The sequence below is a fragment of the Streptomyces sp. NPDC005931 genome (genome assembly GCF_042871235.1).
GTDB lineage: Bacteria > Actinomycetota > Actinomycetes > Streptomycetales > Streptomycetaceae > Streptomyces.
Genome location: NZ_JBIAIG010000007.1, coordinates 45500 through 66521, shown reverse-complemented (window position 1 = coordinate 66521; position 21022 = coordinate 45500). Strand labels below are relative to the sequence as shown.

Below are 21022 nucleotides of genomic sequence, written 5' to 3'. Positions count from 1 at the left end.
TAGTCCGGTGGACTGCTTTCGTGACGCGGAGGCAACTCATGCACAGGGGGAGGGAGTTCATCGGGCCGTACCTGCCGATTGGTAGGTACGGACCCGTGCCCCAGGGGTTCGGCAGCAGTTCGAGGGCGTGATCTGGCGGTTCCGGACGGGCGGGCAATGGCGGGATGGCGGCGAAGTTCGGTGCCTGGTCGACCGTCCACAACCGTCTCCGGTAGTGGCGGGACGCCGGTGTCTTCGAGGCTCTGCTGGAGGGCGTGATCGCGGAAGGCGGCCAGACCAGCAGGGTCCACTTTGCCGGCGACCGGAACGGCCGCCCGCTGGTGTTCGTCCTGACCGAGGGGCAGGCCGCCGACAGTCCGCAGTTCATCCCCGCGCTGAAGAAAGGTCCGGGTCCGCGGGCCCGTCGGTCACCCCCGCACCCGGCCCGACGCGGTCGCCGAGACAAGGCGCACTCCTCGCGGCAACCGCGTCCACCTGCGCACACGACACATCAAGGCGGTCCTACCGGAGAAGGAGGACCAGGCCGCCAACCGGAAGAGGAAGAGCGGCAGAGGCGGTCGGCCCGTCCGCCACGACGCCGAGCTCTACAAGGAGCGGAACACCGTTGAGCGCCTGATCAACAGGCTGACGGCCTGGCGGGGCATCGCTGCCCGATTCGACAAGACCCCGGAGAGCTACCTCGCAGGCCTCCATCTCCGCGCCTTGAGGATCTGGATCAAGGACCTCGCCAAGACCACCACTTGATCACAACCACACAGGCGTCGGAAGGCGGCCGGCACGGAGGGTGGCTGCATGGCCGACACGACCATCACGTCCCGTCCGCCCACGTCCCGTCCGTCTTCGATCCGCTGCGACGGGCCGCACGGCGCAGCCCGCCTACTTGGTCAGGACCCGGGTATCCCGAACAAGACGAGATCAGAACAGGCTCGGCGCGGTGCTCGAGGAAGGGATTGAGCCGCGGCTCACGGGTTACCCGCGGCGGCGCGGTCCTCGCGGCGGCGACCACCTGGCGGCTGGTGGGCGTGTGCCTGGTGAAAGGCTGCCCGGTACGCATCGTCGGCCTGCTCGTGCAGGTTCGGGCGGGCCGATGCGTGTAGGCGACGCAGGCTCGGTCATGTGTTCCGGACTTCCTGGACACCTCCGGGCATCGATCTGTCCGTGAGGGACGGCGCCGACGGGACCGCGCAGAGACAGATGACAAGGGGTTGGTGACGATGACGGTGGCGACCCAGCAGGGCGGCGGGGGCGGCTCCAGTGGCCTGTACGACGTTCTGGAGCTCATTCTCGACCGCGGGCTGGTGATCGACGCGTTCGTGCGGGTGTCTCTTGTGGGTATCGAGATACTCAAGATCGACATACGGATCGTGGTTGCCAGCGTCGACACCTACCTTCGCTTCGCCGAGGCGTGCAACCGCCTTGACCTGGAAGCGGGACCGCGCAAGCCCGCGGGGCTGACCGAGCTTCCCGGCAAGATGATGGAGTCCGGGGCACGCGGCAAGACCAAGGGAGCCCTGTCCGGCGCCGCGGAGACGATCTCCAACGCCTTCCAGCAGGCCCGTGACGAGGGCCGTGTACGTCACGGCGAGGGAGAATGACGGATGAGCACATACGTCTCCGGGGTGATCAGCGCCGCACACCTCCCCCTCCGCAAGGACTGGACGGCATCGGAGACTCTCCGCGGCCGGGGCATTTTGACCGTGCACCAGGACCGCGGCTGCGGGCCTTCATCGACCCAGGCGCATGGAACATCGCCCACCACCTGCCGCCCTACGCGCCCGACTTCAAACCTCGTCGAGGGCATCTGGTCCCTGCTGCGGCGCTGATCAGACAGCTGCCGCGATGCTGGTGAAGGCGTGGATGCGCGCGTTGCGGCCGGCCGTCCGCCAGACGAGCCCGTACGCGGCCTCCGGCGCGTCCGCTATGGGGACGTAGGCCACGTCGGGCCGGGGATAGTAGAGGGCTGCCTGGCTGGTCACCGGGAGCATTCCGGTGTTCGCCGCGATCAGGGCGAGTGCCGCCTGGAAGGTGGTCACCGACGGCCCGCGGCGGATGGGCCGCCCGGTGCTGGTCCGTGGCGGGAGGTGCTGGTCGAGCCAGTACGCGGGGGCGTTGTCGACGGCGAGCACCGTGCCGGCGGCCAGGTCGTCGCGGACGACCGTGTCGCGGCGCGCCAGGGGGTGGTCGGCGGAGACCGCCAGCATCCAGCTCTCGCGTACGACGACCGGGCCGACGGTCAGGTCCGGCTCGTCCACCGGGAGGAGGGTGGCCAGCAGGTCGATGCTCTCGTCACGCAGCGGCGCCAGGTGGTCGGCGATCTGTGTTTCCAGGACGAGCTGGGCCCGGCAGTCCGGGTGGCGGTCGTGGAACTGCTCGATGATCCCGGTCAGTGCCTGCGCGGTCCCCGGGCCGAAGAAGCCCACGCGGAGGGTCCCCTGGATGCCGCGCCCGGCGTCGGACGCCTTGGCGATTTCCCGCTGGATGCGCCGGTAGGCGGGTTCGATCCCGTCGCGGAGTCGGCGCCCGACCGGGGTCAGCGCGACGCGCCGGCTGGTGCGCTCGAACAGCGGGGTGCCGATGCGGCGCTCCAGCTTCCGGATGATCTGGCTGGTCCTTCCCTGCGACAGGCCCAGGCGCTCCGCCGTGCGGCGGAAGTGCAGTTCCTCGGCCAGGACCAGGAAGGTCTCGATCTCGTGCTTCTCCACTCGTCCGCCCCCGTCCATTGGTGAGCCACGCTCACCGAGAGTGTGCCAGATCGCGGTTGTTCCGGCAGGTCAGCGTGTCGATGCTGGTTCCGCGTACCGCGCGTCGCGTACGCAGACCTCGACAGGAGAGCGACAAACATGCAGGACCGCTTCCACACCCCCCTGACGGCCGACAACGCAGCCGTGCTCCTCGTGGACCACCAGATCGGTCTCTTCACCGGCGTACGGGACATCGGCGTCGATGAGCTGAAGCACAACGTCACCGGCCTGGCCAAGGCCGCACTGCGCCTGAACCTTCCGACCCTCGTCACCACCACCGCCGCCGACAGCATGTGGGGACCCCTCATCCCCGAACTGCAGGCCGTACTGCCGCAGGAACTGAAGGTGATCGACCGCAGCTCGGTGAACGCCTGGCACGACGACCGGGTACGCGCTGCCATCGAGGCGACCGGACGCAGCAAGCTCATCATCGCAGGGATCTCGCTGGAGGTGTGCGCGGCATTCCCGGCGATCTCCGCGACCGCGAGCGGCTACGACGCGTACGTGGCCGTCGACGCGTGCGGCACCTTCTCCGAGACCAAGCGGACCACGGGGTTGCTGCGCCTGCAGCAGGCGGGTGTCATCGTGAGCGACTACGCCTCGCTCGCCGTCGAGGTCCTGGCGAACAACGCGCATCCGGACGCCGCGGGGGTGTACAGCGACCTCGACATGCCCTTCGCCACCCTCGTGGGGCAGCTCGCCGCTGCCTACCGCGGCTGATCCGAAGGGCATCAGGTGGCAGTCATCGTCTTTCTGCACGCGTTCGGATCCAGCAGCCGCGCCTGGCGGTCGCAGATCGAGGAGTTGGGGGACACACATCGTGTGCTGGCCCCCGATCTCCCCGGCCACGGCGCCGCACCGGGCCCGTTCTCGCTGGACGAAGCCGTCGCGGCGGTACGCGAGGTGCTCCGCGGCCAGGCCGAGCCAGTCCACCTGGTGGCAGTCTCCGGCTCGGTCTCCGTCGCGCTGCTCACTGCGCTCGCCGAGCAGGCTCAGGTCGCAGGCCTGGTCCTGTCCGGCGGTGCGGCGCGGGGGCGGCGCCGGGACTCCGTACAACGCCTGATGCTGCGGCTGATGCCCGAGGGGATGCTGGTGAACGTCCTCAAGGGTCTGTACGCCGGAGGTAGGGCCGAGTACGTGGACCAGGCGGTGCAGGACCTGCGCCGGGCGGGAAAGGCCACGCTGCTCACCGGGCTCACAGGTCTGGGCCGACTCGACCTACGCGACCGGCTCGGTGGCATAGGTGCCCCGACACTGGTGCTCAACGGAGCCAAGGACAGGTCGAACCTGTCAGGCGCCCGGGAGATCGCCGCCGGTGTCCCCGGCGCCACCATGCGCATCGTCCCGGGCGCCGGGCACCTGTGGAACCTCGAACAACCCGGGCTGTTCTCCCGCACAGTCGACGAGTTCGTCCGCTGAGGAACCAGCTGACCGAGCATGGGACCCCAGGCCGTCACACCGGCACGCCCCAACGCCCCGCGGCCTGGGGACTCCGCCCGGCAGTCGGTCCGCGGCGACGCGGGGAGCGCCGGGAGGAACGGTATGAGGCCCGCCCACAGATCACCCCCGAGGACATGCCTGACGGGGTCTCAGAGCGCCTCTGCAGGCAAAGCAGAGCCGGCACCAACCCTTCTCTGCTCCACGAACGCGATCGAGGGCGTGAACGCGCGGATACGCAAGGTCGTCCGCGCCCGCGGGCACCTCCCGAACGAGGCCGCGGCTCTCCAGTGCATCCACAGGGCGCGCTGATGAACCTGGACCCGACAGGGAAGGGCCGCAAGAAGTGGACCATGCGCCGGAAGGCACCGCTGCACGGCGGTGCGCCGTGCAGGGGTAGATGCTCTCCGGCACGCGGCACGGACCGTTCGCTCGTCGTAGCAGCACAGCTCCTCCGGGCCGGGGTCGTGCTGGGGGCGCCTGTCGCTGCCGGTGCGCGTGGCCCAAGACCAGCGCACGCCCGCCGAATGCCGTAGCCACGGGTGGTCGTCCAGCGGGTTTCACTGAGCAACTCAGCGACGTCACGAGTTCAGCTCGTAGCTCCCCGCCCGCTGCCGTGAGCAGGCACGAGTGCGACCGGGCGGCGGCACGGCGAGCCGCAGTCGCGCCGCCGCACCGGCGATCTACTTCTCCTCGGGAACGGCCATCTCGCCCAGCAGCGACCAGTCGTCCTGCGGCAGGGTCGTGTTCACGACGCGCGGCGTCTCCACCAGGTGGGGCGGCAGCGTCCGCTGCGCGGCCCTGAAGTGGGCGGACTGCACGTGAGCGGCTCCTGCCTCGTCGTCCCGGAACGCCTCGACGAGGACGTATTCCGTCGGATCCTCAACACTGCGGGACCAGTCGAACCACAGGCACCCGGGCTCACCACGGGTGGCCTCGGTGAAGTCGGCAGCGATCTCCGGCCACCGGTCGGCGTCCTCCGGACGGACACGGAACTTGGCGGTAATGAAGATCATCGAGTCTCTCCCTCTCACAGGCCCGAGGGGCCTCTTCGTACGGTTCGTCGAGCCTACGGGCCGCGGGGAAGGCCCGCGGCCGCCGCGCGCCGCCCTACCGACCAAATGCGCCGGGGTGAGGTGAACGGCACCGGAATGTCTTTTTTCTCGACAGGTGGAAACGTTGAAGCCGTCATCCCGTTGACCCTTCGGTGGCGGGCGCATGAGCATCTCCTCGCATCCCCTCCCGGGATTGAATGAAAAAGGAGAGTCGCAATGAAGGCAGTGCGCGTTCACGAATATCACCGGCGGCCTGTTGTGGAAGACGTTCCGGAGCCCACGATCACCTCGCCGCAGGACGTCGTCGTGGAGATCGGTGGGGCCGGCCTGTGCCGGACGGACCTCCATGTCATCGAGGGCCAGTGGCAGGAGAAGTCACAGGTCTCGCTGCCGTACACGCTGGGCCACGAGAACGCCGGATGGGTGAGGCAGATCGGCTCCGGGGTCTCCCATCTCGCCGTCGGTGACCCCGTCATCATCCATCCGCTGATGACCTGCGGGCTGTGCCGCGCCTGCCGTTCGGGAGACGACGTCCACTGCGAGAACAGTGCCTTCCCCGGCATCGACTGTGACGGCGGCATGGCGGAGTTCATGCTCACCAGCGCCCGCTCGTGCGTGAAGCTCGACCCCGGTCTCCGGCCTGCCGACGTGGCCGCGCTCGCCGATGCCGGCCTCACCGCCTACCACGCCGTACGCAAGGCGGTGCCACTGCTGTATCCCGGTGCCTGCGTCGTGGCCATCGGGGCCGGCGGCCTCGGGCACATCGGCATCCAGGCGCTGGTCGCCCTGACCCCCGCCGAGATCGTCGTCGTGGACACCTCCGAAGCTGCTCTGGAGCTCGCCAGGAGCCTGGGTGCGCACCACACCGTGCGCGCCGACGGCGACCCGGTGGCCGCGGTCCGGGAGATCACCTCGGGGAAGGGCGCGCACGTCGTCATCGACTTCGTGGGGGAGCGCGGGACCGAGGCACAGGGTGTGGCCATGCTCCGCCGGGCCGGCTCCTACTTCGTCGTCGGATACGGGGGCCACGTCCACGTTCCGACCATCGACATCATCTCCAACGAGATCAACGTCATCGGCAACCTCGTCGGCAGCTACAACGACCTCGACGAACTGATGACGCTCGCCGCTCAGGGCAAGGTGCGTCTGCACACCACCACCTATCCCCTCGACGCGGTGAACGACGCGATGGACGACCTCGAACACGGACGGTTGCGGGGCCGCGGGATCCTGGTGCCCGGCGGTCGGTGAGAGCGCTGCGCCGGAAGACACCAACCGCCACACACCGCGAAGGGGTCGATCCCGGGGCCGCGGCCCCGGGCTGAAAAGCCATGACAGACAACACATATCCCCAAAGGCTGCTCGCAGAATTCCTCGGCACCGCATTTCTCGTGTTTCTCGGGGTCGGCTCCATTCCGGCCACCCTGCTGCTGCAGAAAGCCGGGAAGGCCAGCTTCACCATGGCCGACCTGGGTGTCATCGCATTCGCCTTCGCCATGGTGGTCGTGGCCGCCGTGTTCGCGATAGGACATGTGTCGGGATGCCATATCAACCCGGCCGTCACCCTGGCCCTGGCCGCGACGGGCAGAATGCCCCGACGCGAGGTGCCGGGATACGTCGCGGCCCAGTGCGCCGGGGCGCTCGCCGGAGCCGGTGCCATCGTCGCCGTGCTCGGGGAACGCGCCGTGGGACTGGGCCTCGGTGTCGCCTCCTACGCCTCTCCGACCTCCGCCTCCCAGGCGTTCTTCGCGGAGGCACTGGGCACCTTCATCCTGGTCTTCGTCGTCTTCGGAGTCGTCGACCAACGGGCGCCGGGAGGCTTCGCCGGTCTGCCCATCGGTTTCGCGGTGTTCGCCATCGCCGTCGCGGTGGGCCCGGTCACCGGCGCGGCGCTCAACCCGGCACGCACTCTCGGGCCACTACTCGTGTACGGCGCGGGCGGCGGATCGGCCGACTGGTCCCAGCTGCCCGTGTACCTCGCGGCCCAGGTGGTCGGCGGCCTGCTGGCCGGACGGTTGTACGTGGCCATGAACAGGTTGCGTACTATCCCCGCATGACCGCCGCACCACAGCCGCTTCCCGGCCATGCGCCGGGAAGCGGTCCGTCCGGCCGGCTCCCCGGGGCAGCACAGGAGGCGCAGTGACGTACGAGAAGGACCCCCACGCCGCCGACACCGCCGCGCTGCTGGGATCGGTCCGACGCGCCCTGAGGGTGCTGGAGGCGGTCGCGGCCGGCGGCGACGGCATCACCGCCAAGGCGGTCGCCCGGCGCGCGGGGCTCACCCTCCCGACGACATATCGCCTGCTCAACACCCTGGTGCACGACGGCTACCTGGTCCGACTGAACCAGGCGCGCGGTTACGGTCTGGGATACAAACTCACCAGCCTGAACCGACGCCTGTGCCAGCAGCTGGAGATCACCCCCGGCGTGCTCGGGGTGCTCCAGCAGCTTCACGACGACTGTGCCGCCGCCGCGTACTACACCGTCTTCCGGGACGAGGAGATCGTCGTCGCGGAGGTGGTGGACTCGCCCGCGGCACCGCGGGCTCAGCCGCTCGACGTCGGCTTTCACCAGGCGCCGCACGCCACCGCCTTCGGCAAGGTCCTGCTGTCCTCGCTGCCCGCCGCACGGCGCCGCGACCACCTGGTCCACGGCCTCGCCCGGCTCACCGAGCACACGATCACCGCTCCCGACGTTCTGGAGGACCACCTCGCCCACGTGCAGACGTCCGGCGTGGCGGTCGAGGTGGGGGAGTTCCAGGGCGGTCTGTCCTGCCTGGCCGCTCCCGTGTTCGACGCACGCGGGAAGGTCGCGGGCGCCGTGGCCACCTCCGTCCCCGTGGAGCAGTTCGAGCAGCGGCATCCGCAGCTCAAGGACGCCGTACGCGACGGAGCCGCCCGCCTGTCGCGTCTGCTTGCCGGGGCCACGGCGCCGTAGAGCGGTGCCGGACGCCGGCCCCTCGACCAGCCATCGGCCGTTTTCCACCAGGGGTACACCGCAGGCACGCGTTCGACGTCGACCGCGCGGACGGCCTCCGCGCACGGATGACCATCGCAGCCCGGCATCCGCACCCGTTCCCCGCCCGAAGGGCTCGCCCCACGACCACTCCTGAGCCTCGGCTCAGTACGGTCCGGGGCGCCGTCGGCCAAGGCGCCGGGTGAGCGCCGGTCACTGCTCACGCGGGGGGCCCAGCAACCGGTTCCTGACCGCGGCGAGTACCTCCGTACGGCTGCGCGGGCCGTTGTCGGCTGCGATGAGGTGGTCGCCGATGCGCAGTGAGAAACTGATCAGGCAACGGGCCTCGACATCGTCCTCGTCGGGGCAGAAGGCCCCGTAGAGCTTGCGCAGATAGTCCATGCGCCGGTTGTCGGCCCGGCGGAGGCAACGCGCGGCGCTTTCGTCGCGGCGGGCCCAGTCGCGGATCGCGAGCTCGACCCCGGCGCTGATCACCAGCGTTTGGTCGGACCCCACGAAGTCGAAGAGGCGCCCGAGTCGCTCACGGGCGTCACCTCCGTCGCGCTCGACCCGCTCGATGACATCTTCGGTGACCCCCCGCTCCCAGGTGTCGAGCATTTCCTCCAGCAGGGCGGCGCGGTTGCGGAAGTAGCCGTAGAAACCGCCCTTGCTGACGCCGAGCGCCTGGGCCAGGGCCTCGACCCGGACGGCCTCGGGACCGCCGGCGGCGAGTGCTCGCAGGCCCTCCTCGATCCACTTGTCCCGCGGCGTACGGATCGCGCCCACGCTGTGTCTCCCCTCACCTGTCCCGAGCCGAGTATACGGAACCGTATAGATGGGTCTATGCTCGATCTATACGCCACCGTATAGACAGGATCTGCCATGAGCGATCTGCGCCTCCCCTCGACCGACCACACCTCCCGCCCCTGGCGGATCCACGAGATCGCCGGTGACTTCCAACTCGAGGACCTGTGGGCGCTGCCCACGCCGGGCGGCCCGGACGACCTGCACCACCTGGTCCAGCAGATGGCGGACGGCAAGGGTGGTCCGGACGGCGGCAACCCCGTGGGGCGCTTCCTCTTCGCGGTGCGCTGGAAGCTCGGCGCGCTGCTCGGCTGGGACAAGCCGGACTCGGGCGTCGGCGGCCGGGTTGCCTCGTTGCGCGACCGCCTCCCGGACGACCTGCGCGAGGGACCACGGGGACCGGACCTCAGCACGGCGCCCTTCACATCGGTTTTCCAGACACACGACGAGTGGGCTGCCGAGTACGCCAACAAGACCATGCACGGGGTGATGCACATCGGCTGGGTCCCCGACGGGAACGGCGGGTACCGCGGCCAGATGGCCGTTCTGGTCAAGCCCAACGGCCGCCTCGGCTCCCTGTACATGCTCGGCATCAAACCCTTCCGGTATCTGGGGGTGTACCCGGCCCTGATCCGATCGATCGGCCGGCAGTGGCGAGAGGACACGGAACGCCGAACAGCTCGCTGACTCTTCCGCCGGCAAGGCCGGCGGCCAGGTCGTCAGAGCAGCGGGCGATCTGCCGCCGCCACCCGCTCTCCTCTGCCAGCGCCCAGGGGCCGTCACCTCGGCCCCGGACGCAGGCGCCTCTGGGCGATGAGCCAAGGACCGGACCGGCGCCCGGGCCGCGGGCAGTGCCTCCCTCCCCGGCGACGCCGGGAGACCGATCTCGTCGGCCGCGTACGGATGGAGGGGTACCGCGTCCTGGAGGTCAGGTTTCCTGCAGTGCCGCTGCCTGCCCCTGCAGGACCTGTATCAGCGTGCGGACCTGGGCGTGGTTGCGGCGATGGATCGTGGCAACGCCGATGTGCCGGGTCGGAGCCGGCGGTTCGATCGGGACGGTGCGCACTCCCGCCACCGGCGGGGTCAGCGCGATGGAGGGGATCAGTGAGATCCCCATGCCCGCGGCGACGAGTGAGCGGGCGAAGAAGTAGTCCGTTGTCGTGCCGCGCACCTCGGGGTCGAAACCGGCACGGCCGGCGTAGTGACGTAGGTACGCCTCGGTCTTGAGGCAACCGAGTACCCAGGGCTCGGCGGCCAGTTCGGTGATGCCGAGTGTCTCGCGGTCGGCCAGAGGATGAGCGTCCGGCAGGACGACATGCAGGGGGTCTTCCATGAGAGCGGTCCACTTCAGGCTGGAGTTCGGGCCCGGCCGCCCGGGCAGCGGGCCGTCGAAGTGGTAGGCGAGGGCGAGGTCCACGGCACCCTGACGGACCATCGGCAGACTGTCCTCTGGCTCGCTCTCCCTCACGTGGACCACGGTGTCGGGATGGGCGGTGGCCAGGCGGGCGAGTGCCTGGGGCAGCAGGAGCCTGCCGCCACTGGTGAACGTGGCGATGGTGAGCCGGGTGCGGCCGCTGCCGAGCCGGTCGACCTGCTGCCTGGCGTATTCGAGTTCCGCGGCGACCGACTCGGCGGCCCCGACCATGATCTGCCCGGCCGGGGTGAGCGTGACTCCGCGTGTGCTGCGCGCCACGACCTGGGCGCCGAGGCTGCGTTCGAGTGCAGCGATGTGCTGCGACACGGCCGAGGGAGTCAGGCGAAGGGCCGCCGCTGCCCGGTTGAAGCTGCCGTGCTCCGCCACCGTTCGCAGGACACGCAGCCGCTGCACATCGATCAACAGTTTTCCTTAATACTCGTCCAGTAAGTAGTCACTTCTGCTGATGACCGTACGTCTCCAGGATGGGGGCATGCAAAAGGTCTGCGTCATCGGCGGAAGCCGGTACTTCGGCAAGCTCCTGGTCCAGCGCCTCCAGGCCACCGGCCACCAGGTCACGGTGCTCAATCGCGGCTCCGAGCCGCCGCCTGCCGGGGCCGAGCACCTGGTCGTCGACCGCAATGACGAGGCCGCTCTGATCGCTGCGCTCGGTTCCCGCACCTTCGACGTGGTCGTCGACCAGGTCTGTTACACCCCCGTGCAGGCCGCGATCGCCGCCCGCGCCTTCAGCGGCCGCACCCCGCGCTGGGTCATGACCTCCACCATCGAGGTCTACGATCCGGCGACCGCCGCCCTTCCGGTCGTCCCGCCCGGCACACCGGTGCCGGAGGAACTCGTGAACCCGTCCACGTGGCCGGTGGTCATGAACCTGCCGTGGCATGACGCGGCTTACCTGGAGGCACACTACGCCGAGGGCAAGCGCCAGGCGGAGGCCGTCCTCGCCCAGCACCAGGGGTTCGCCTTCGCCACCGTGCGCAGCGCCCACGTACTCGGTGGCGGCGCGGCCGAGTTCACCGGTCGGCTGGCGCACTACGTCGAGCACGTCACCGAGGGCACACCGGTCACCGCGCACGCGAAGGCGCTGCCCACGGTCTTCATCCACTACGAAGAGCTGGCGGAGCTGCTGCTGTGGGCGGCAACAGGCACCGACGTCACCGGCCCGGTCAACGCCTGCTCCGACGGGCAACTCGACGTGTACGGCCTGGGCGCCGTCGTCGCCGCGCAGGCCGGCCGGAAGGCCGTGTACCGGGGCGTCGCCGCGGGCGAGCCGGCCTCGCCGTTCTCCTTCGACCGCCACTACGCCATGAGCAACGCCCGCGCGAAGGAACTGGGCTTCAGCTTCTCCCACATCAACGACTGGCTCCCCGGCGCCGTCACCGAGGCCCTCGCCCCAGCCCCCATCGCCTGAGGAACACACACCATGCAATACCGCCGCACTCTTGCAGGCACCACCATCAGCGCCATCGGCCTGGGCGCCATGCCGCTGTCGATCGAGCACCGCCCGGACGAGAAGCGGGCCGTGTCCACCATCCACGCCGCCCTGGACGCCGGGGTCACGCTCATCGACACCGCCGACAGCTACCACTGGCACGCCGGCGAAGCGGGCCACAACGAACTCCTCGTCGCCCGAGCCCTGGCCCGCTACGGAGCGGACACGTCTCACATCCTCGTCGCCACCAAGGGCGGCCGAGGCCGCCCCGGCGACGGCAGCTGGACCGTCACCGCCACCCCCGCCCACCTCAAGCGCGCCGCCGAAGCATCCCTGAAGCGCCTGGGAGCCGAGGCCATAGGCCTGTACCAGCTGCACAAGCCGGACCCGGCCGTACCCTGGGCGGAGTCCGTGGGCGCGCTGCGGGAGCTGCTCGACACCGGCACCATCCGCGCCGCCGGGATCTCCAACGTCACCACCGACCAGATCCGTGAGGCCCACGCGATCCTCGGCGACGGCCTCGTCTCCGTACAGAACCAGTACTCCCCGGCAGTCCGCGACAGCGAGCCCCAGCTTCGGCTGAGTACGCAGCTCGGGCTGGCCTTCCTGCCCTGGAGCCCGCTGGGCGGCATCTCCCGAAGCTCCCTTGAGGGCCCCTCCGGTCCGAAGCCTGCGCACACCGCGTTCCACCGCATCGCGGCCGAGCGCGGCGTCAGCCCGCAGCAGATCGCTCTTGCCTGGCTGCTGACCCGCTCCCCGGCGGTGATCCCGGTACCGGGCGCCAGCCGCCCGGCATCGATTCAGGACTCTGCCAAGGCGGTCGAGCTCGACCTGACCGAAGCGGAACGGACACAACTGGAACACCCACTGACCAACTGAGCCGCCACCACCCTTTGCCGGGCTCACGGATGCACGCACTATTCGACCACGACAGGTGAGCACCGGCCCATCACCGGCGCGGCTGCGTGGGCCGCTCTGGGTAACTCCCTTCGGTGAACCGCATGCTGCCGGACATCACGAAAGTGACAGCACCGCCCGTGGACTGTTGCGGCTGACCGCCCCTCCGAAGACGAAGGCCGGGCACCGGCCCGGCCAACGAGACCGCCCGTCAAGTGACTCGCCACAGTTCCGGCCCTCGGACGTGCAGAGACGTCGTTGATCGGCTCGGCTCTTCGTCAGGAGGGAGACGCAACGACGCTTCTCCGACCGGATGGCACGGAGCAGTTACCGCGTTGATGTGGAGGACGCCTGTGTGGGAGCCTGCACGCTCCCGGACGGCACCGAGGTGCTCGTCCGGGACTCGAAGGACGGGGAGTGCCAGCTTCAAGTGCGACCTGTTCGTGCCTGTCTTCAGCGCAACTGGGGAACCACCCCAAGCAGGAGGAGCAGCGGGGGCCGGCCGCCTCGAGGTGCCGGCCCGGCTTCCGCCGTACGGTGCTCCTGGCCCGCTGAGCGCAGCTCTGTCAGAGGCCCCGGATACAGATGGAGCAGTCGGATCGTCGTGGGCCGCCGGTGCGGTGCACACGCCAGGTAGCCCCAGTGGGGAGGAGGCCACCAAGAGGCAGGGTTCACGACGAGAACCGGCGACCGGCGGTGGCTGGAGCACTGAGCGGCTGACAGCTGAACGTGCTCAACTCCGCAGGCCGATGACGGCCCAGCCGCGGCGGGCGGCCTGGCTCACGACGTCACCCCATTCGGCGACGAGCCGGGAGAATGACGCGAAGTCCTGGATCCAGCCGATGGGTTCGGCCAGGTGGCGGTCGAACGGCTCGCGCAGTGAGCCGAGGCGCGGCTCGACCTGCCCCCAGAAGCGATGCAACGCCGCAACGTCTTCCGGCAACAGCCAAAGCATGACATCGAGTCGACAGGTCCAGTCGCAGGGGTGCGGCGCGACGGCCGGGGAGAAGCCTGAAGCCTCGGTGGCGTAGGTGGAGCCACTCCAGAACAGCGGGGCGCTGAACTGGTCGAGAGCCTCTCGCAGCGGCGTGTTGACGAAGGCGCGCAGTTCGTTCCAGCGTTCCCCCGCCCAGAAGTGCGCTTTGTAAGACGTCATGGTGCCGAGGAATTCGTAGCGCGCCCACCACCGAGCCTCTGTTGGATCGGGCCATGTCCACCCGGGCGGGAGGTTGTAGTCATACACGTCGTCCGGGCCGAACGCAGCCTCCTCGACCAGGTCGTCCCGCTGCCCGGCCGGTACCGACTCCAGATGGGCCCAGTCGACGATCAGGACCTCCATGCACATGCCCATGGGGACAGCATACGAATCGGCCGGCCACCCCCGTGGAGGCGTTCCCCCCGCGGTTCGTATCCTTGGCGGTGATACGCATGGCGGAAGAGGTGCGGTCAGTTGTGGACATGGGGCACGGTGCGTGATGTCGGCTGCCACTGCCAGGAGCCGGGAACCTGGCCTGGTCTGCCTCGAAGAAGCGTGCGGCGATGTGCTCGGCTCCCGCGAGCCGGCCACCGCAACCGGTGGGCGCCGTGGAGGACGATGCCGAACCTGGAGCCCGTCCGCGACGGCGAGCGGAACTGCTGCACACCAGCGGAACATGATGCGGATGCTGCGCCCCGGCCACCCCAATACCCTCACCACCCGCCCCATCTGGCCGTCAGCCCGGTGCTGGAGCGGCGGTGCCGCTCGGACAGGCCCGGCACCTGCTCGACGAACGTCTTGCGGACACAGCTCTTCCGGTCGCAGAAGTACCGGTGGACCCGCAGCCGGACTATGACGCGATGGGATCCCAACGGCCTTTCATTCAAGGTTTGTTGGTACGAGCTGTGTATGCGTCTCGCCTATTTCCCGCAGTCCGGGCATCGGCCCGGTCGAGCGGTGGACACCGCCTCCACTACCAGGACGTCGGAGGAGTCGCTGACGCGCTCCACTTGCACATCGATCCCGGGAAACAGCACAGCCTCGACCGTCTTGCTTGCCATGCCGGGACATACTCTGCCGAAACGATCCCTCGCTCACTTCACTGACTTGGGGATTCACGGAACTGCGGACAGAGCCGTTTGCGAAGATCCCCATCAGTGCAGCGTTGGCGCAACGCCTGGTCGCAGGCCGGGCCGAGAGCCCTGGCCTCGAAGGCCCGGCGTCGCTGCCGCTGCTCAGTGACCAACTGTTTGCCGTGCTGGGAGCGTGAGCCCGATGACTTGATCACTGCCGTCCGACGCGGCCTACGCTAGCTCCAGTACCGCCACGACGTCCTCGACGGCTGCCTCACCGGCACCGGCCTCCGACGCCAGCCACCATGACGACAACAAGCATCCAAGGTCAGTATGCGGAGGCGTGCTCGAAGGTGACCTCAGGGTGGGCCTTGCTCGGGCCGTCGAGCAGCGGCTGGTCATTCCCGCGCAGGTGCTCGTCGAAGAAGGACCCCACGTAGTCACGGGTGATCTCCACAGCTCGCTTGCCAGGCAAGGCGTTGGGTTCATCCTCACCCAACTGGTCCGCAAGAGGGGCAAGGTCGGTGAAGGTGAAGTGGTCAGCGCCGGTCACCGTGGCCCAACGCTTCCAGCCCTCAAGCTTCTGCCAAGCCGCAGCCCAAGTCTTGTCCTCGCTGCCGGGACTGTGGTCGGCCTTGGTACCCAGCATCAAGAGGGGCCGCCCGGAGAGGCCGGACTCGCTACCGGAGTCGATGAATGGGCCGTCCAGGTTCACCCCGGCGTGGACGCGCGGATCGTGGGCCATGGTGGCGGCGGTGCTGGCACCGCCCAGGGAGTGCCCAGCCATCCCGATACTGTCTTTTTCGATCATGTCGGCGTGCATCCAGGGTGATGTGTTACCGATCAGTTGGTCCAGCGTGAAGGAGAGGTCAGCCGCTCGGCCCTCGGCGGCGGGCCGAAAGCTTGTGGGACCGACCTTCCCGCAGGCCATGCACGGCAGAATGCCCTTGCCCGGGAAGTCGACGCCTCCAGCTTCATAGGCGTGGTCCACCACTGCGACCACATAGCCGCGGCTGGTCAGGTCCTCGGCCAGGCTGGTAAGGGTGGCACCCGGCATCTTGAAGCCGGGCGAGAAGACGACCAGCGCAAACCGCCCAGACTCAGGCTTCGCGTCGGTGTATGTGTGAGTGCGGGTGCCACCGAGCGCCTTGGCAAAGGACTCCAACTTCATTTCGTTGAGGAAGGCTTGGGCCCCATGGGAGCTCATGTACTGGGCGAGCTTGCCGGTTCCCTTCTGCGCCGGGTAGTACATCGACACCATCAGTTCCCTGTCGCCCGCCCTCGGTGCCCACGGGTCACGGCGACTCCGGTCGACGAGGTGCAGCGAGTTGCGTCCTACCGCGTATTCCCCAGTCGGGACAGGAAGCGCGAGGTCCCCCTTCCCATCCTCCGAAGCGGCGGCGTGAGCGGTCGGCGAGACTGAGGAGTCAGCAGCCGAGTCCTCAGAACTGCAAGCGGTCAGACTGATAGCACCTACAGCGACTGCTCCAGCAAGCAGGACGGCAGTGGCTCCATGACTGCGTACGGACATCTGCATCTACCTCTTTCTCAGTGGCAGCGCAATACCGCGCCGGCCTTGAGAGCAACGTAGAAAGATCGAGCCCGCAAAGAATCACCCTGCAGAGGCAACTCGAGCAGTAGCTCTTGAGGGCCAGATGCCACGCGCATGTGGCTCATAGGAGCGATGGGGGATGAGCTCTGTGGGGGATGCGTTCAGGAAGAATTTCCGCCTAGGGCCTGCTGTGAAAGCGCTGGTCACAGCCACTCGTTGAGGACTGCGACCAGCACGGTCGCCTCATAGCGGACGGCGAGTTTGATGCCCCTATCATCGGCAGCACCGGCTGGGAACAGTCCAGAGTCTGGATCTGCGACTTGTCGTCGACGCAGAACACCAGAGCGCGCTCGGACGGGTCCAGATACAGGCCCGACGACGTCGTGGACCTTCTCGACGAAGTACGGGTCCGTGGACAGCTTGAAGGTCTCGGTGCGGTGCGGTGCGGTGCGGTTGCAGGCCCAAGGCCCGCCGGCTCCGTGACACGGTCGACTGCGACAGACCCATCTCCGTGGCCATCACCCGCGTCGACCAGTGCGTGGCGTTCTTCGGCGTCGACTCCAGCGTCCGCTTCACCACCGCGGCGACCTGCTCGTCGGTGACCGTCCGGGGGCCACCCGAGCGCGGCATGTCGCCCAGGTCGGCGATCCGGTGCTCGACGAACCGCTTCCGCCAGCGACCCACCGCATGCGGCGTGGAGCCCCACCGCGCGGCCACGTCCTTGTTCGACGCGCCGGTCGCGCAGGCCAGGATGATCCGACATCGCAAAGCCCACGCTTGCGAAGTGGAACGGCGCCGCACCCATCCCTCCAGCGCAGCCCGCTCGGCATTCGACAGGATCGACTCGGCCTTCGACCGCCCAGTAGTGCACCTACGAACTCGCCTACGACGACAACCTGGTCACCAACGGCACCGCACCACTGACCGGCGTCGACAACGTCACCGGCAGCTCCTCCGGGGACCTGTTCGTCGCCGAGGACGGCGGCACCATGGAGATCTGCATCATCACCCCCGACGACATCGTCGCCCCCTTCCTGCGGATCACCGGCCAGTCCGGCTCGGAGATCTGCGGCCCGGCGTTCTCCCCCGACGGCAGGCGCCTGTACTTCTCCAGCCAGCGCGGCACAACCGGCACCTCCTCCGGCGGCATCACCTACGAAGTCACCGGACCGTTCCGCACCACCGCCTGAGCGCCGACCGGCGACGGCCGGCGGCGGCAGGACGGCGTTGCCGCCGACCTGCGCCCTCGGCCGTCCACCATGCCGGGCCCGAAGCTCTGCCCAGCACCAAGCAGGCCGACGGCAGCGGCGGCCACAGGCCGGGCGGATAGTCCGCCCGAACCGTGGCCGGGCGGGTCGAGCAGCACGCCCTGGAGAGCGTGCCAGCCGTCGCCCAGGGCTTCGAAGCGCGGCGCGAGCCGGCCGGCAACGCATCACCGCCCGCATCGCCCTCTTCGTGATGCCAAGGGGCAGCGACGACCGACACTCCCGTGACGGACCCCATCCGAGGCGGATACCCGCGACATCGACGGACACGTCTCATGCACCAGCCGGACATGCGAAAGGATGGATTTTCCTCAAAAATCGTCCGTCGGCTCACCCACGCACGGGAGAGTGGCCGCACCATCCTCAACAGTTCACCAAAGGCTTCCGTGCCCTCTGACCATGGAGCATCGCACCCTCAGCTGCCCTTCGGGCAGCCCACGACCAGCGAAGACATCAGCGTGGTCACCCTGCACGGCGACATCGACCACTACAACGCCGCCCACCTCAGCGACACGTTGCTGTACCCCCACGGCACGGCCACGGCCCGTACCGTGATCGACCTCAGCGCTGTCACCTTCATCGACTCCACCGCCATCAACGCCTTCATCGCCGCCCACCACGCTGCCCGGCAATCCGGCGGCTGGCTGCACCTGGCCGGGCTCACCGCCTCCGTACTGAGCACGGTCCAACTCATCGGCCTTGACCAACTCATCCCCTGCTACCCCGCCCTTTACCGCGACCTGACCTCCTGACAGGGTGACGCGGACGTCGCGGAACTCGCGAGGTCACGCCCGCCGATCCGGGGCTGAACGTCGGGGACCCCCTCGCCCGGCTGGTGCAGGACGATGCCAGCGGACTGCGGGCCCGCGCGGTGGAGGCCGTCGCCCGCTTCCTGGCCGAACACCAGACGGTCTTCGACGAAGCCAAAGACGCCCAGCAGCCGAAGACGGCTCGGGGAGCTCGCGCCGCCTGATGAACCTGCACATCGACGTCCCCTGGATTTTGTAGGCCGCCCAGGCCACCGGGCGAACGATCCGGCTCCCGACGACTATGGTGTCCCGGTCCCGGCGGTGGCCCGCCACCGGGCAGAGGGGTTCGAGCAGCGCGTCTTCGACGGCGGCCCCTACGCCAGGGCCGCTGCCCTGGTGCACACGCTGGGCCGGTGCCGCTGGCTGGACCGCTCCAGCATGGCTTTGGCCCCGCCACCGGCGTCATGTACCTCGAGGCCGCCGGTATCACCGTAAGGCCCGCCCGCGAAGACGCCGTCGCCCTCAAGGACCTCCTCCTGGACCCGGCCTGCACGGCCGGGAAGATCGCCGCCCTGCTGCGGACCTTGCATCACCGTCGCGGTCCCGATGCTGCTCGCCCGAGTCCAGGAAGAGGCCGGGGGCCGGGCGGGTGACGGATGAGCCGGGGGCTTTGCGTCCTCTGCCTGGCGGCGGGCGATGTCGTCGCCGAAGGCAGCTGCGCAAGCTCATCGGCACATTGACCTTCGACGCGTCCCGCCATGGAAACCTGTAGCCCTTCAGGTCCCTTCGGCTTTATGATCACGGGCAAGGCGGGGTCGTAGCACAGAGGTAATGCGCCGCGATGACATCTCGGAGGACGTCGGTTCGAATCCGACCGCCCCGCCCCCTCGCCGTCCATGCGCGAGCGCGGCGTCGGCTGTTTCTCCGCGGCGTTCGATGTGGCAGGCTCGCCCCTGGTGAAGTCGCCGCCGCGCGACAGTAGTGCGTCAATGTGCCGCAGGGCGTGGAGTCGCTCTGGAGGGCGTGTGTTTCGAGGCCGGGGCTGGCCTCAGGCAGCGCGCGTGAGGGGGGCGGGTCCGGCCGGGGCTGACCTCTTGGCCGGCCTGGTCACCGGCGGGCGTCCGAGGAGCCCCGCAGGGCGACGCCTCTCGAACGCTGTGCCCGCGGTGCCGCGGCCGGCCGCTATGGGCCGCTCATCCACCAGGTATTCGGCCCCTGGTGTCTCGGGTCAGCCCGGCGAGGCCTACCCGACGGTTGTTGCGGTGCAGGCCAGCAGACGCAGGGCGGGGGCCGAGACGATCTGGATGTGCGGGACGTCGGGGAGCTGGACGTTGATGTAGCCTCCCTCGATCGCGAAGCGGATGTCGTCGGCGCGGTCGATTTGGCGGCCGTCTGCATCGGTGAGGGTGTAGCCGGCCATCAGCTCGATGGAGCCTGTACGCCAGTTGGGGTTCACATTCACGCGGCGACCTCCGGGAAGTCCAGATCGGGCTGAGCCAGGTGGTTGAAGAAATTCGAGAGGGTGTTGAGCGCGATGTGAGCGACGATCTCGGCCAGCTCGGCGTCGGTCACCCCGGCCTCCCGGGCGGCGGCCAGCACTGTGTCCTCGACCCGCCCTGAAGTGCGGATGATCTCGCGGGCCAGGCGCAGCACCGCATCGGCGTGCGGGTCGCCGTCGTCGGACGCCTCACGGGTGCGGGCCAGCTCGGTGTCGGTCATGCCGAGCTTCCGGCCGCGCAGGGTGTGGGCGCTGACGCAGTAGGTGCAGTGGTTCTCCTGGGCCACCAGCAGCGCCAGTTGTTCACGGAGCCGGACGCGCAGGGCGCCACGGGTGAGGTGGTCACGCATGGCCAGGTAACCGGCGAGCGCGGCCGGTCCGTTGGCAAGCGTCGCATAGAGGTTGGGCACGCGGCCGAGTTGCTGGCGGGTCCTGTCGAGTAGTCCTGCGGTGTCTTCGGTGAGTTGTGGGATGCGGGGCATGGTCGACCTCCAGATGGTACTGATCGGTTCCGTCTTGCGGAACGGTACTGATCGGTTCCATATTCGTCAAGGTCGGGATAGGGTGCAGTCATGGCCACCAAAGCCCGCGAACGCCTCCTCGACACCGCCGAGGAACTCTTCTACGCCGAAGGCATCCGAGCTGTCGGAGTGGAGCGCATCCTGGCCGAGTCCGGGGTCGGCCGCGCCTCCTTCTACCGCCACTTCGCAAGCAAGGACGACCTGGTCGTGGCCGTCCTCCAGCGACGTGACGAGGCATGGCGCGCCTGGCTGGCGGAGAGGGTGAACGCGCTCGGCGGAAAACCGCTGGATGTGTTCAAGGCGCTGGCCGAACGGTTCGCACGCGCCGACTTCCGCGGCTGCGCCTTCATCAACACCATGGCCGAGACCGCCGACACCGAAAGCGGCGCCTACCGGGTCGCGGCGGAGCACAAGGAGCACGTCACCAAGTACGTCGCCGGACTGCTCGCCGAGAACGGCCATGCGGCGACCGACGAACTCGCGCGGCGGTTCGTGCTGCTGATGGACGGGGCCATCGTCACTGCACTGCGCGAACGCACGCCGGCCGCAGCGAACGAGGCCTGCGCCGTGGCAGCCGCCATGCTCACCAGCAACAGGTCCTGAATCCATTCCTGAGCCTTTTGGGTGAGCTCGAA

At 69.0% G+C, this 21022-nt stretch carries 22 protein-coding genes, 1 tRNA gene and 5 pseudogenes; 18 read left to right on the top strand and 10 right to left on the bottom strand.

Going from position 1 to position 21022, the window contains the following annotated elements:
* Positions 1 to 20 precede the first annotated feature (20 nt).
* Together ACFYOV_RS18210 and ACFYOV_RS18205 are read left to right on the top strand one after the other, a co-directional pair.
* Positions 21 to 744: pseudogene (locus ACFYOV_RS18210) on the top strand (transposase).
* A gap of 470 nt (positions 745 to 1214) precedes the next feature.
* Positions 1215 to 1595 carry a gas vesicle structural protein GvpA gene (locus ACFYOV_RS18205; protein ID WP_389088898.1) on the top strand — a complete coding sequence of 127 codons (381 nt, stop codon included), beginning with the start codon at positions 1215 to 1217 and terminating at the stop codon, positions 1593 to 1595.
* A gap of 228 nt (positions 1596 to 1823) precedes the next feature.
* On the opposite strand, the gene ACFYOV_RS18200 is transcribed toward ACFYOV_RS18205, so the two are convergent.
* Positions 1824 to 2702 carry a LysR family transcriptional regulator gene (locus ACFYOV_RS18200; protein ID WP_389088896.1) on the bottom strand — a complete coding sequence of 293 codons (879 nt, stop codon included), beginning with the start codon at positions 2700 to 2702 and terminating at the stop codon, positions 1824 to 1826.
* Between the two features lie 138 nt (positions 2703 to 2840).
* Between ACFYOV_RS18200 and ACFYOV_RS18195 the strand changes: the two genes are divergently transcribed.
* The 3 genes and pseudogenes from ACFYOV_RS18195 to ACFYOV_RS18185 form a co-directional block, all read left to right on the top strand.
* On the top strand, positions 2841 to 3461 hold the full coding sequence (locus ACFYOV_RS18195; RefSeq protein WP_389088893.1) for an isochorismatase family protein: 621 nt from the start codon (positions 2841 to 2843) through the stop codon (positions 3459 to 3461).
* Between the two features lie 15 nt (positions 3462 to 3476).
* Positions 3477 to 4160 carry an alpha/beta fold hydrolase gene (locus tag ACFYOV_RS18190; protein WP_389088891.1) on the top strand — a complete coding sequence of 228 codons (684 nt, stop codon included), beginning with the start codon at positions 3477 to 3479 and terminating at the stop codon, positions 4158 to 4160.
* Between the two features lie 210 nt (positions 4161 to 4370).
* A pseudogene (locus tag ACFYOV_RS18185) lies at positions 4371 to 4555 on the top strand (transposase); the annotation flags it as partial.
* A gap of 306 nt (positions 4556 to 4861) precedes the next feature.
* On the opposite strand, the gene ACFYOV_RS18180 reads toward ACFYOV_RS18185, so the two are convergent.
* On the bottom strand, positions 4862 to 5194 hold the full coding sequence (locus tag ACFYOV_RS18180; protein WP_389088888.1) for a putative quinol monooxygenase: 333 nt from the start codon (positions 5192 to 5194) through the stop codon (positions 4862 to 4864).
* 255 nt (positions 5195 to 5449) lie between these two features.
* On the opposite strand from ACFYOV_RS18180, the gene ACFYOV_RS18175 reads away from it, so the two are divergent.
* The 3 genes from ACFYOV_RS18175 to ACFYOV_RS18165 all read left to right on the top strand — a co-directional run bounded on the left by ACFYOV_RS18175 (position 5450) and on the right by ACFYOV_RS18165 (position 8170).
* Entirely contained in the window at positions 5450 to 6484 is a 1035-nt protein-coding gene (locus ACFYOV_RS18175) for an NAD(P)-dependent alcohol dehydrogenase (protein WP_389088886.1), read from the top strand.
* Positions 6485 to 6564: 80 nt separating this feature from the next.
* Positions 6565 to 7290, top strand: a complete 726-nt coding sequence (locus ACFYOV_RS18170) for an MIP/aquaporin family protein (protein WP_389088883.1) — start codon at positions 6565 to 6567, stop codon at positions 7288 to 7290.
* An 82-nt stretch (positions 7291 to 7372) separates the two neighbouring features.
* Complete coding sequence (locus ACFYOV_RS18165) at positions 7373 to 8170, top strand: IclR family transcriptional regulator (protein ID WP_389088881.1); 798 nt, start codon at positions 7373 to 7375, stop codon at positions 8168 to 8170.
* 231 nt (positions 8171 to 8401) lie between these two features.
* Here the strand turns inward: ACFYOV_RS18165 and ACFYOV_RS18160 are convergent, their stop codons facing one another.
* The gene (locus ACFYOV_RS18160; protein WP_389088878.1) at positions 8402 to 8974 is read right to left on the bottom strand and encodes a TetR/AcrR family transcriptional regulator; all 573 of its coding nucleotides are present in this window, start codon (positions 8972 to 8974) and stop codon (positions 8402 to 8404) included.
* Between the two features lie 96 nt (positions 8975 to 9070).
* Here ACFYOV_RS18160 and ACFYOV_RS18155 point away from each other — a divergent pair, with 96 nt between their 5' ends.
* Complete coding sequence (locus ACFYOV_RS18155; RefSeq protein WP_389088875.1) at positions 9071 to 9679, top strand: DUF2867 domain-containing protein; 609 nt, start codon at positions 9071 to 9073, stop codon at positions 9677 to 9679.
* A 241-nt stretch (positions 9680 to 9920) separates the two neighbouring features.
* Here ACFYOV_RS18155 and ACFYOV_RS18150 read toward each other — a convergent pair whose 3' ends face one another.
* Entirely contained in the window at positions 9921 to 10829 is a 909-nt protein-coding gene (locus ACFYOV_RS18150) for a LysR family transcriptional regulator (RefSeq protein WP_389088873.1), read from the bottom strand.
* Between the two features lie 70 nt (positions 10830 to 10899).
* Between ACFYOV_RS18150 and ACFYOV_RS18145 the strand changes: the two genes are divergently transcribed.
* Both ACFYOV_RS18145 and ACFYOV_RS18140 read left to right on the top strand, forming a co-directional pair.
* On the top strand, positions 10900 to 11835 hold the full coding sequence (locus ACFYOV_RS18145; protein ID WP_389088870.1) for an NAD-dependent epimerase/dehydratase family protein: 936 nt from the start codon (positions 10900 to 10902) through the stop codon (positions 11833 to 11835).
* 12 nt (positions 11836 to 11847) lie between these two features.
* Positions 11848 to 12735, top strand: coding sequence for an aldo/keto reductase (locus ACFYOV_RS18140; protein ID WP_389088868.1), 888 nt, complete (start codon positions 11848 to 11850; stop codon positions 12733 to 12735).
* A 751-nt stretch (positions 12736 to 13486) separates the two neighbouring features.
* On the opposite strand, the gene ACFYOV_RS18135 is transcribed toward ACFYOV_RS18140, so the two are convergent.
* Both ACFYOV_RS18135 and ACFYOV_RS18130 read right to left on the bottom strand, forming a co-directional pair.
* On the bottom strand, positions 13487 to 14104 hold the full coding sequence (locus ACFYOV_RS18135) for a hypothetical protein (protein WP_389088865.1): 618 nt from the start codon (positions 14102 to 14104) through the stop codon (positions 13487 to 13489).
* Between the two features lie 338 nt (positions 14105 to 14442).
* A complete protein-coding gene (locus ACFYOV_RS18130) occupies positions 14443 to 14601 on the bottom strand; it encodes a hypothetical protein (protein WP_389088863.1) in 159 nt (52 codons plus the stop codon).
* A gap of 396 nt (positions 14602 to 14997) precedes the next feature.
* Here ACFYOV_RS18130 and ACFYOV_RS18125 point away from each other — a divergent pair.
* Positions 14998 to 15111 (top strand): annotated as a pseudogene (locus ACFYOV_RS18125) (DDE endonuclease); the annotation flags it as partial.
* 19 nt (positions 15112 to 15130) lie between these two features.
* Here ACFYOV_RS18125 and ACFYOV_RS18120 read toward each other — a convergent pair.
* A complete protein-coding gene (locus tag ACFYOV_RS18120) occupies positions 15131 to 16264 on the bottom strand; it encodes an alpha/beta hydrolase family protein (protein WP_389089234.1) in 1134 nt (377 codons plus the stop codon).
* 363 nt (positions 16265 to 16627) lie between these two features.
* Positions 16628 to 17071 carry a helix-turn-helix domain-containing protein gene (locus ACFYOV_RS18115; RefSeq protein WP_389089233.1) on the bottom strand — a complete coding sequence of 148 codons (444 nt, stop codon included), beginning with the start codon at positions 17069 to 17071 and terminating at the stop codon, positions 16628 to 16630.
* Positions 17072 to 17223: 152 nt separating this feature from the next.
* Here ACFYOV_RS18115 and ACFYOV_RS18110 point away from each other — a divergent pair.
* The 5 genes and pseudogenes from ACFYOV_RS18110 to ACFYOV_RS18090 form a co-directional block, all read left to right on the top strand.
* Positions 17224 to 17544, top strand: a pseudogene (locus ACFYOV_RS18110) (alkaline phosphatase PhoX); the annotation flags it as partial.
* A 461-nt stretch (positions 17545 to 18005) separates the two neighbouring features.
* On the top strand, positions 18006 to 18371 hold the full coding sequence (locus tag ACFYOV_RS18105; protein WP_389088860.1) for an STAS domain-containing protein: 366 nt from the start codon (positions 18006 to 18008) through the stop codon (positions 18369 to 18371).
* Between the two features lie 83 nt (positions 18372 to 18454).
* Entirely contained in the window at positions 18455 to 18592 is a 138-nt protein-coding gene (locus ACFYOV_RS18100) for a hypothetical protein (protein ID WP_389088858.1), read from the top strand.
* A pseudogene (locus ACFYOV_RS18095) lies at positions 18592 to 19021 on the top strand (fic family toxin-antitoxin system, toxin component). Before ACFYOV_RS18100 ends, ACFYOV_RS18095 begins: the two are co-directional and overlap by 1 nt.
* Positions 19022 to 19177: 156 nt before the next feature.
* Positions 19178 to 19252 (top strand) — tRNA-Val (locus ACFYOV_RS18090).
* A gap of 359 nt (positions 19253 to 19611) precedes the next feature.
* Here the strand turns inward: ACFYOV_RS18090 and ACFYOV_RS18085 are convergent.
* Both ACFYOV_RS18085 and ACFYOV_RS18080 read right to left on the bottom strand, forming a co-directional pair.
* Positions 19612 to 19830 (bottom strand): hypothetical protein, encoded by a 219-nt coding sequence (locus tag ACFYOV_RS18085; RefSeq protein ID WP_389088855.1) that lies wholly within the window; start codon positions 19828 to 19830, stop codon positions 19612 to 19614.
* Positions 19827 to 20348 carry a carboxymuconolactone decarboxylase family protein gene (locus ACFYOV_RS18080; protein ID WP_389088854.1) on the bottom strand — a complete coding sequence of 174 codons (522 nt, stop codon included), beginning with the start codon at positions 20346 to 20348 and terminating at the stop codon, positions 19827 to 19829. The genes ACFYOV_RS18085 and ACFYOV_RS18080 overlap by 4 nt, the downstream gene beginning before the upstream one ends.
* 90 nt (positions 20349 to 20438) lie before the next feature.
* Here ACFYOV_RS18080 and ACFYOV_RS18075 point away from each other — a divergent pair, with 90 nt between their 5' ends.
* Positions 20439 to 20990, top strand: coding sequence for a TetR/AcrR family transcriptional regulator (locus ACFYOV_RS18075; protein ID WP_389088851.1), 552 nt, complete (start codon positions 20439 to 20441; stop codon positions 20988 to 20990).
* The last annotated feature ends 32 nt before the right edge of the window (positions 20991 to 21022 follow it).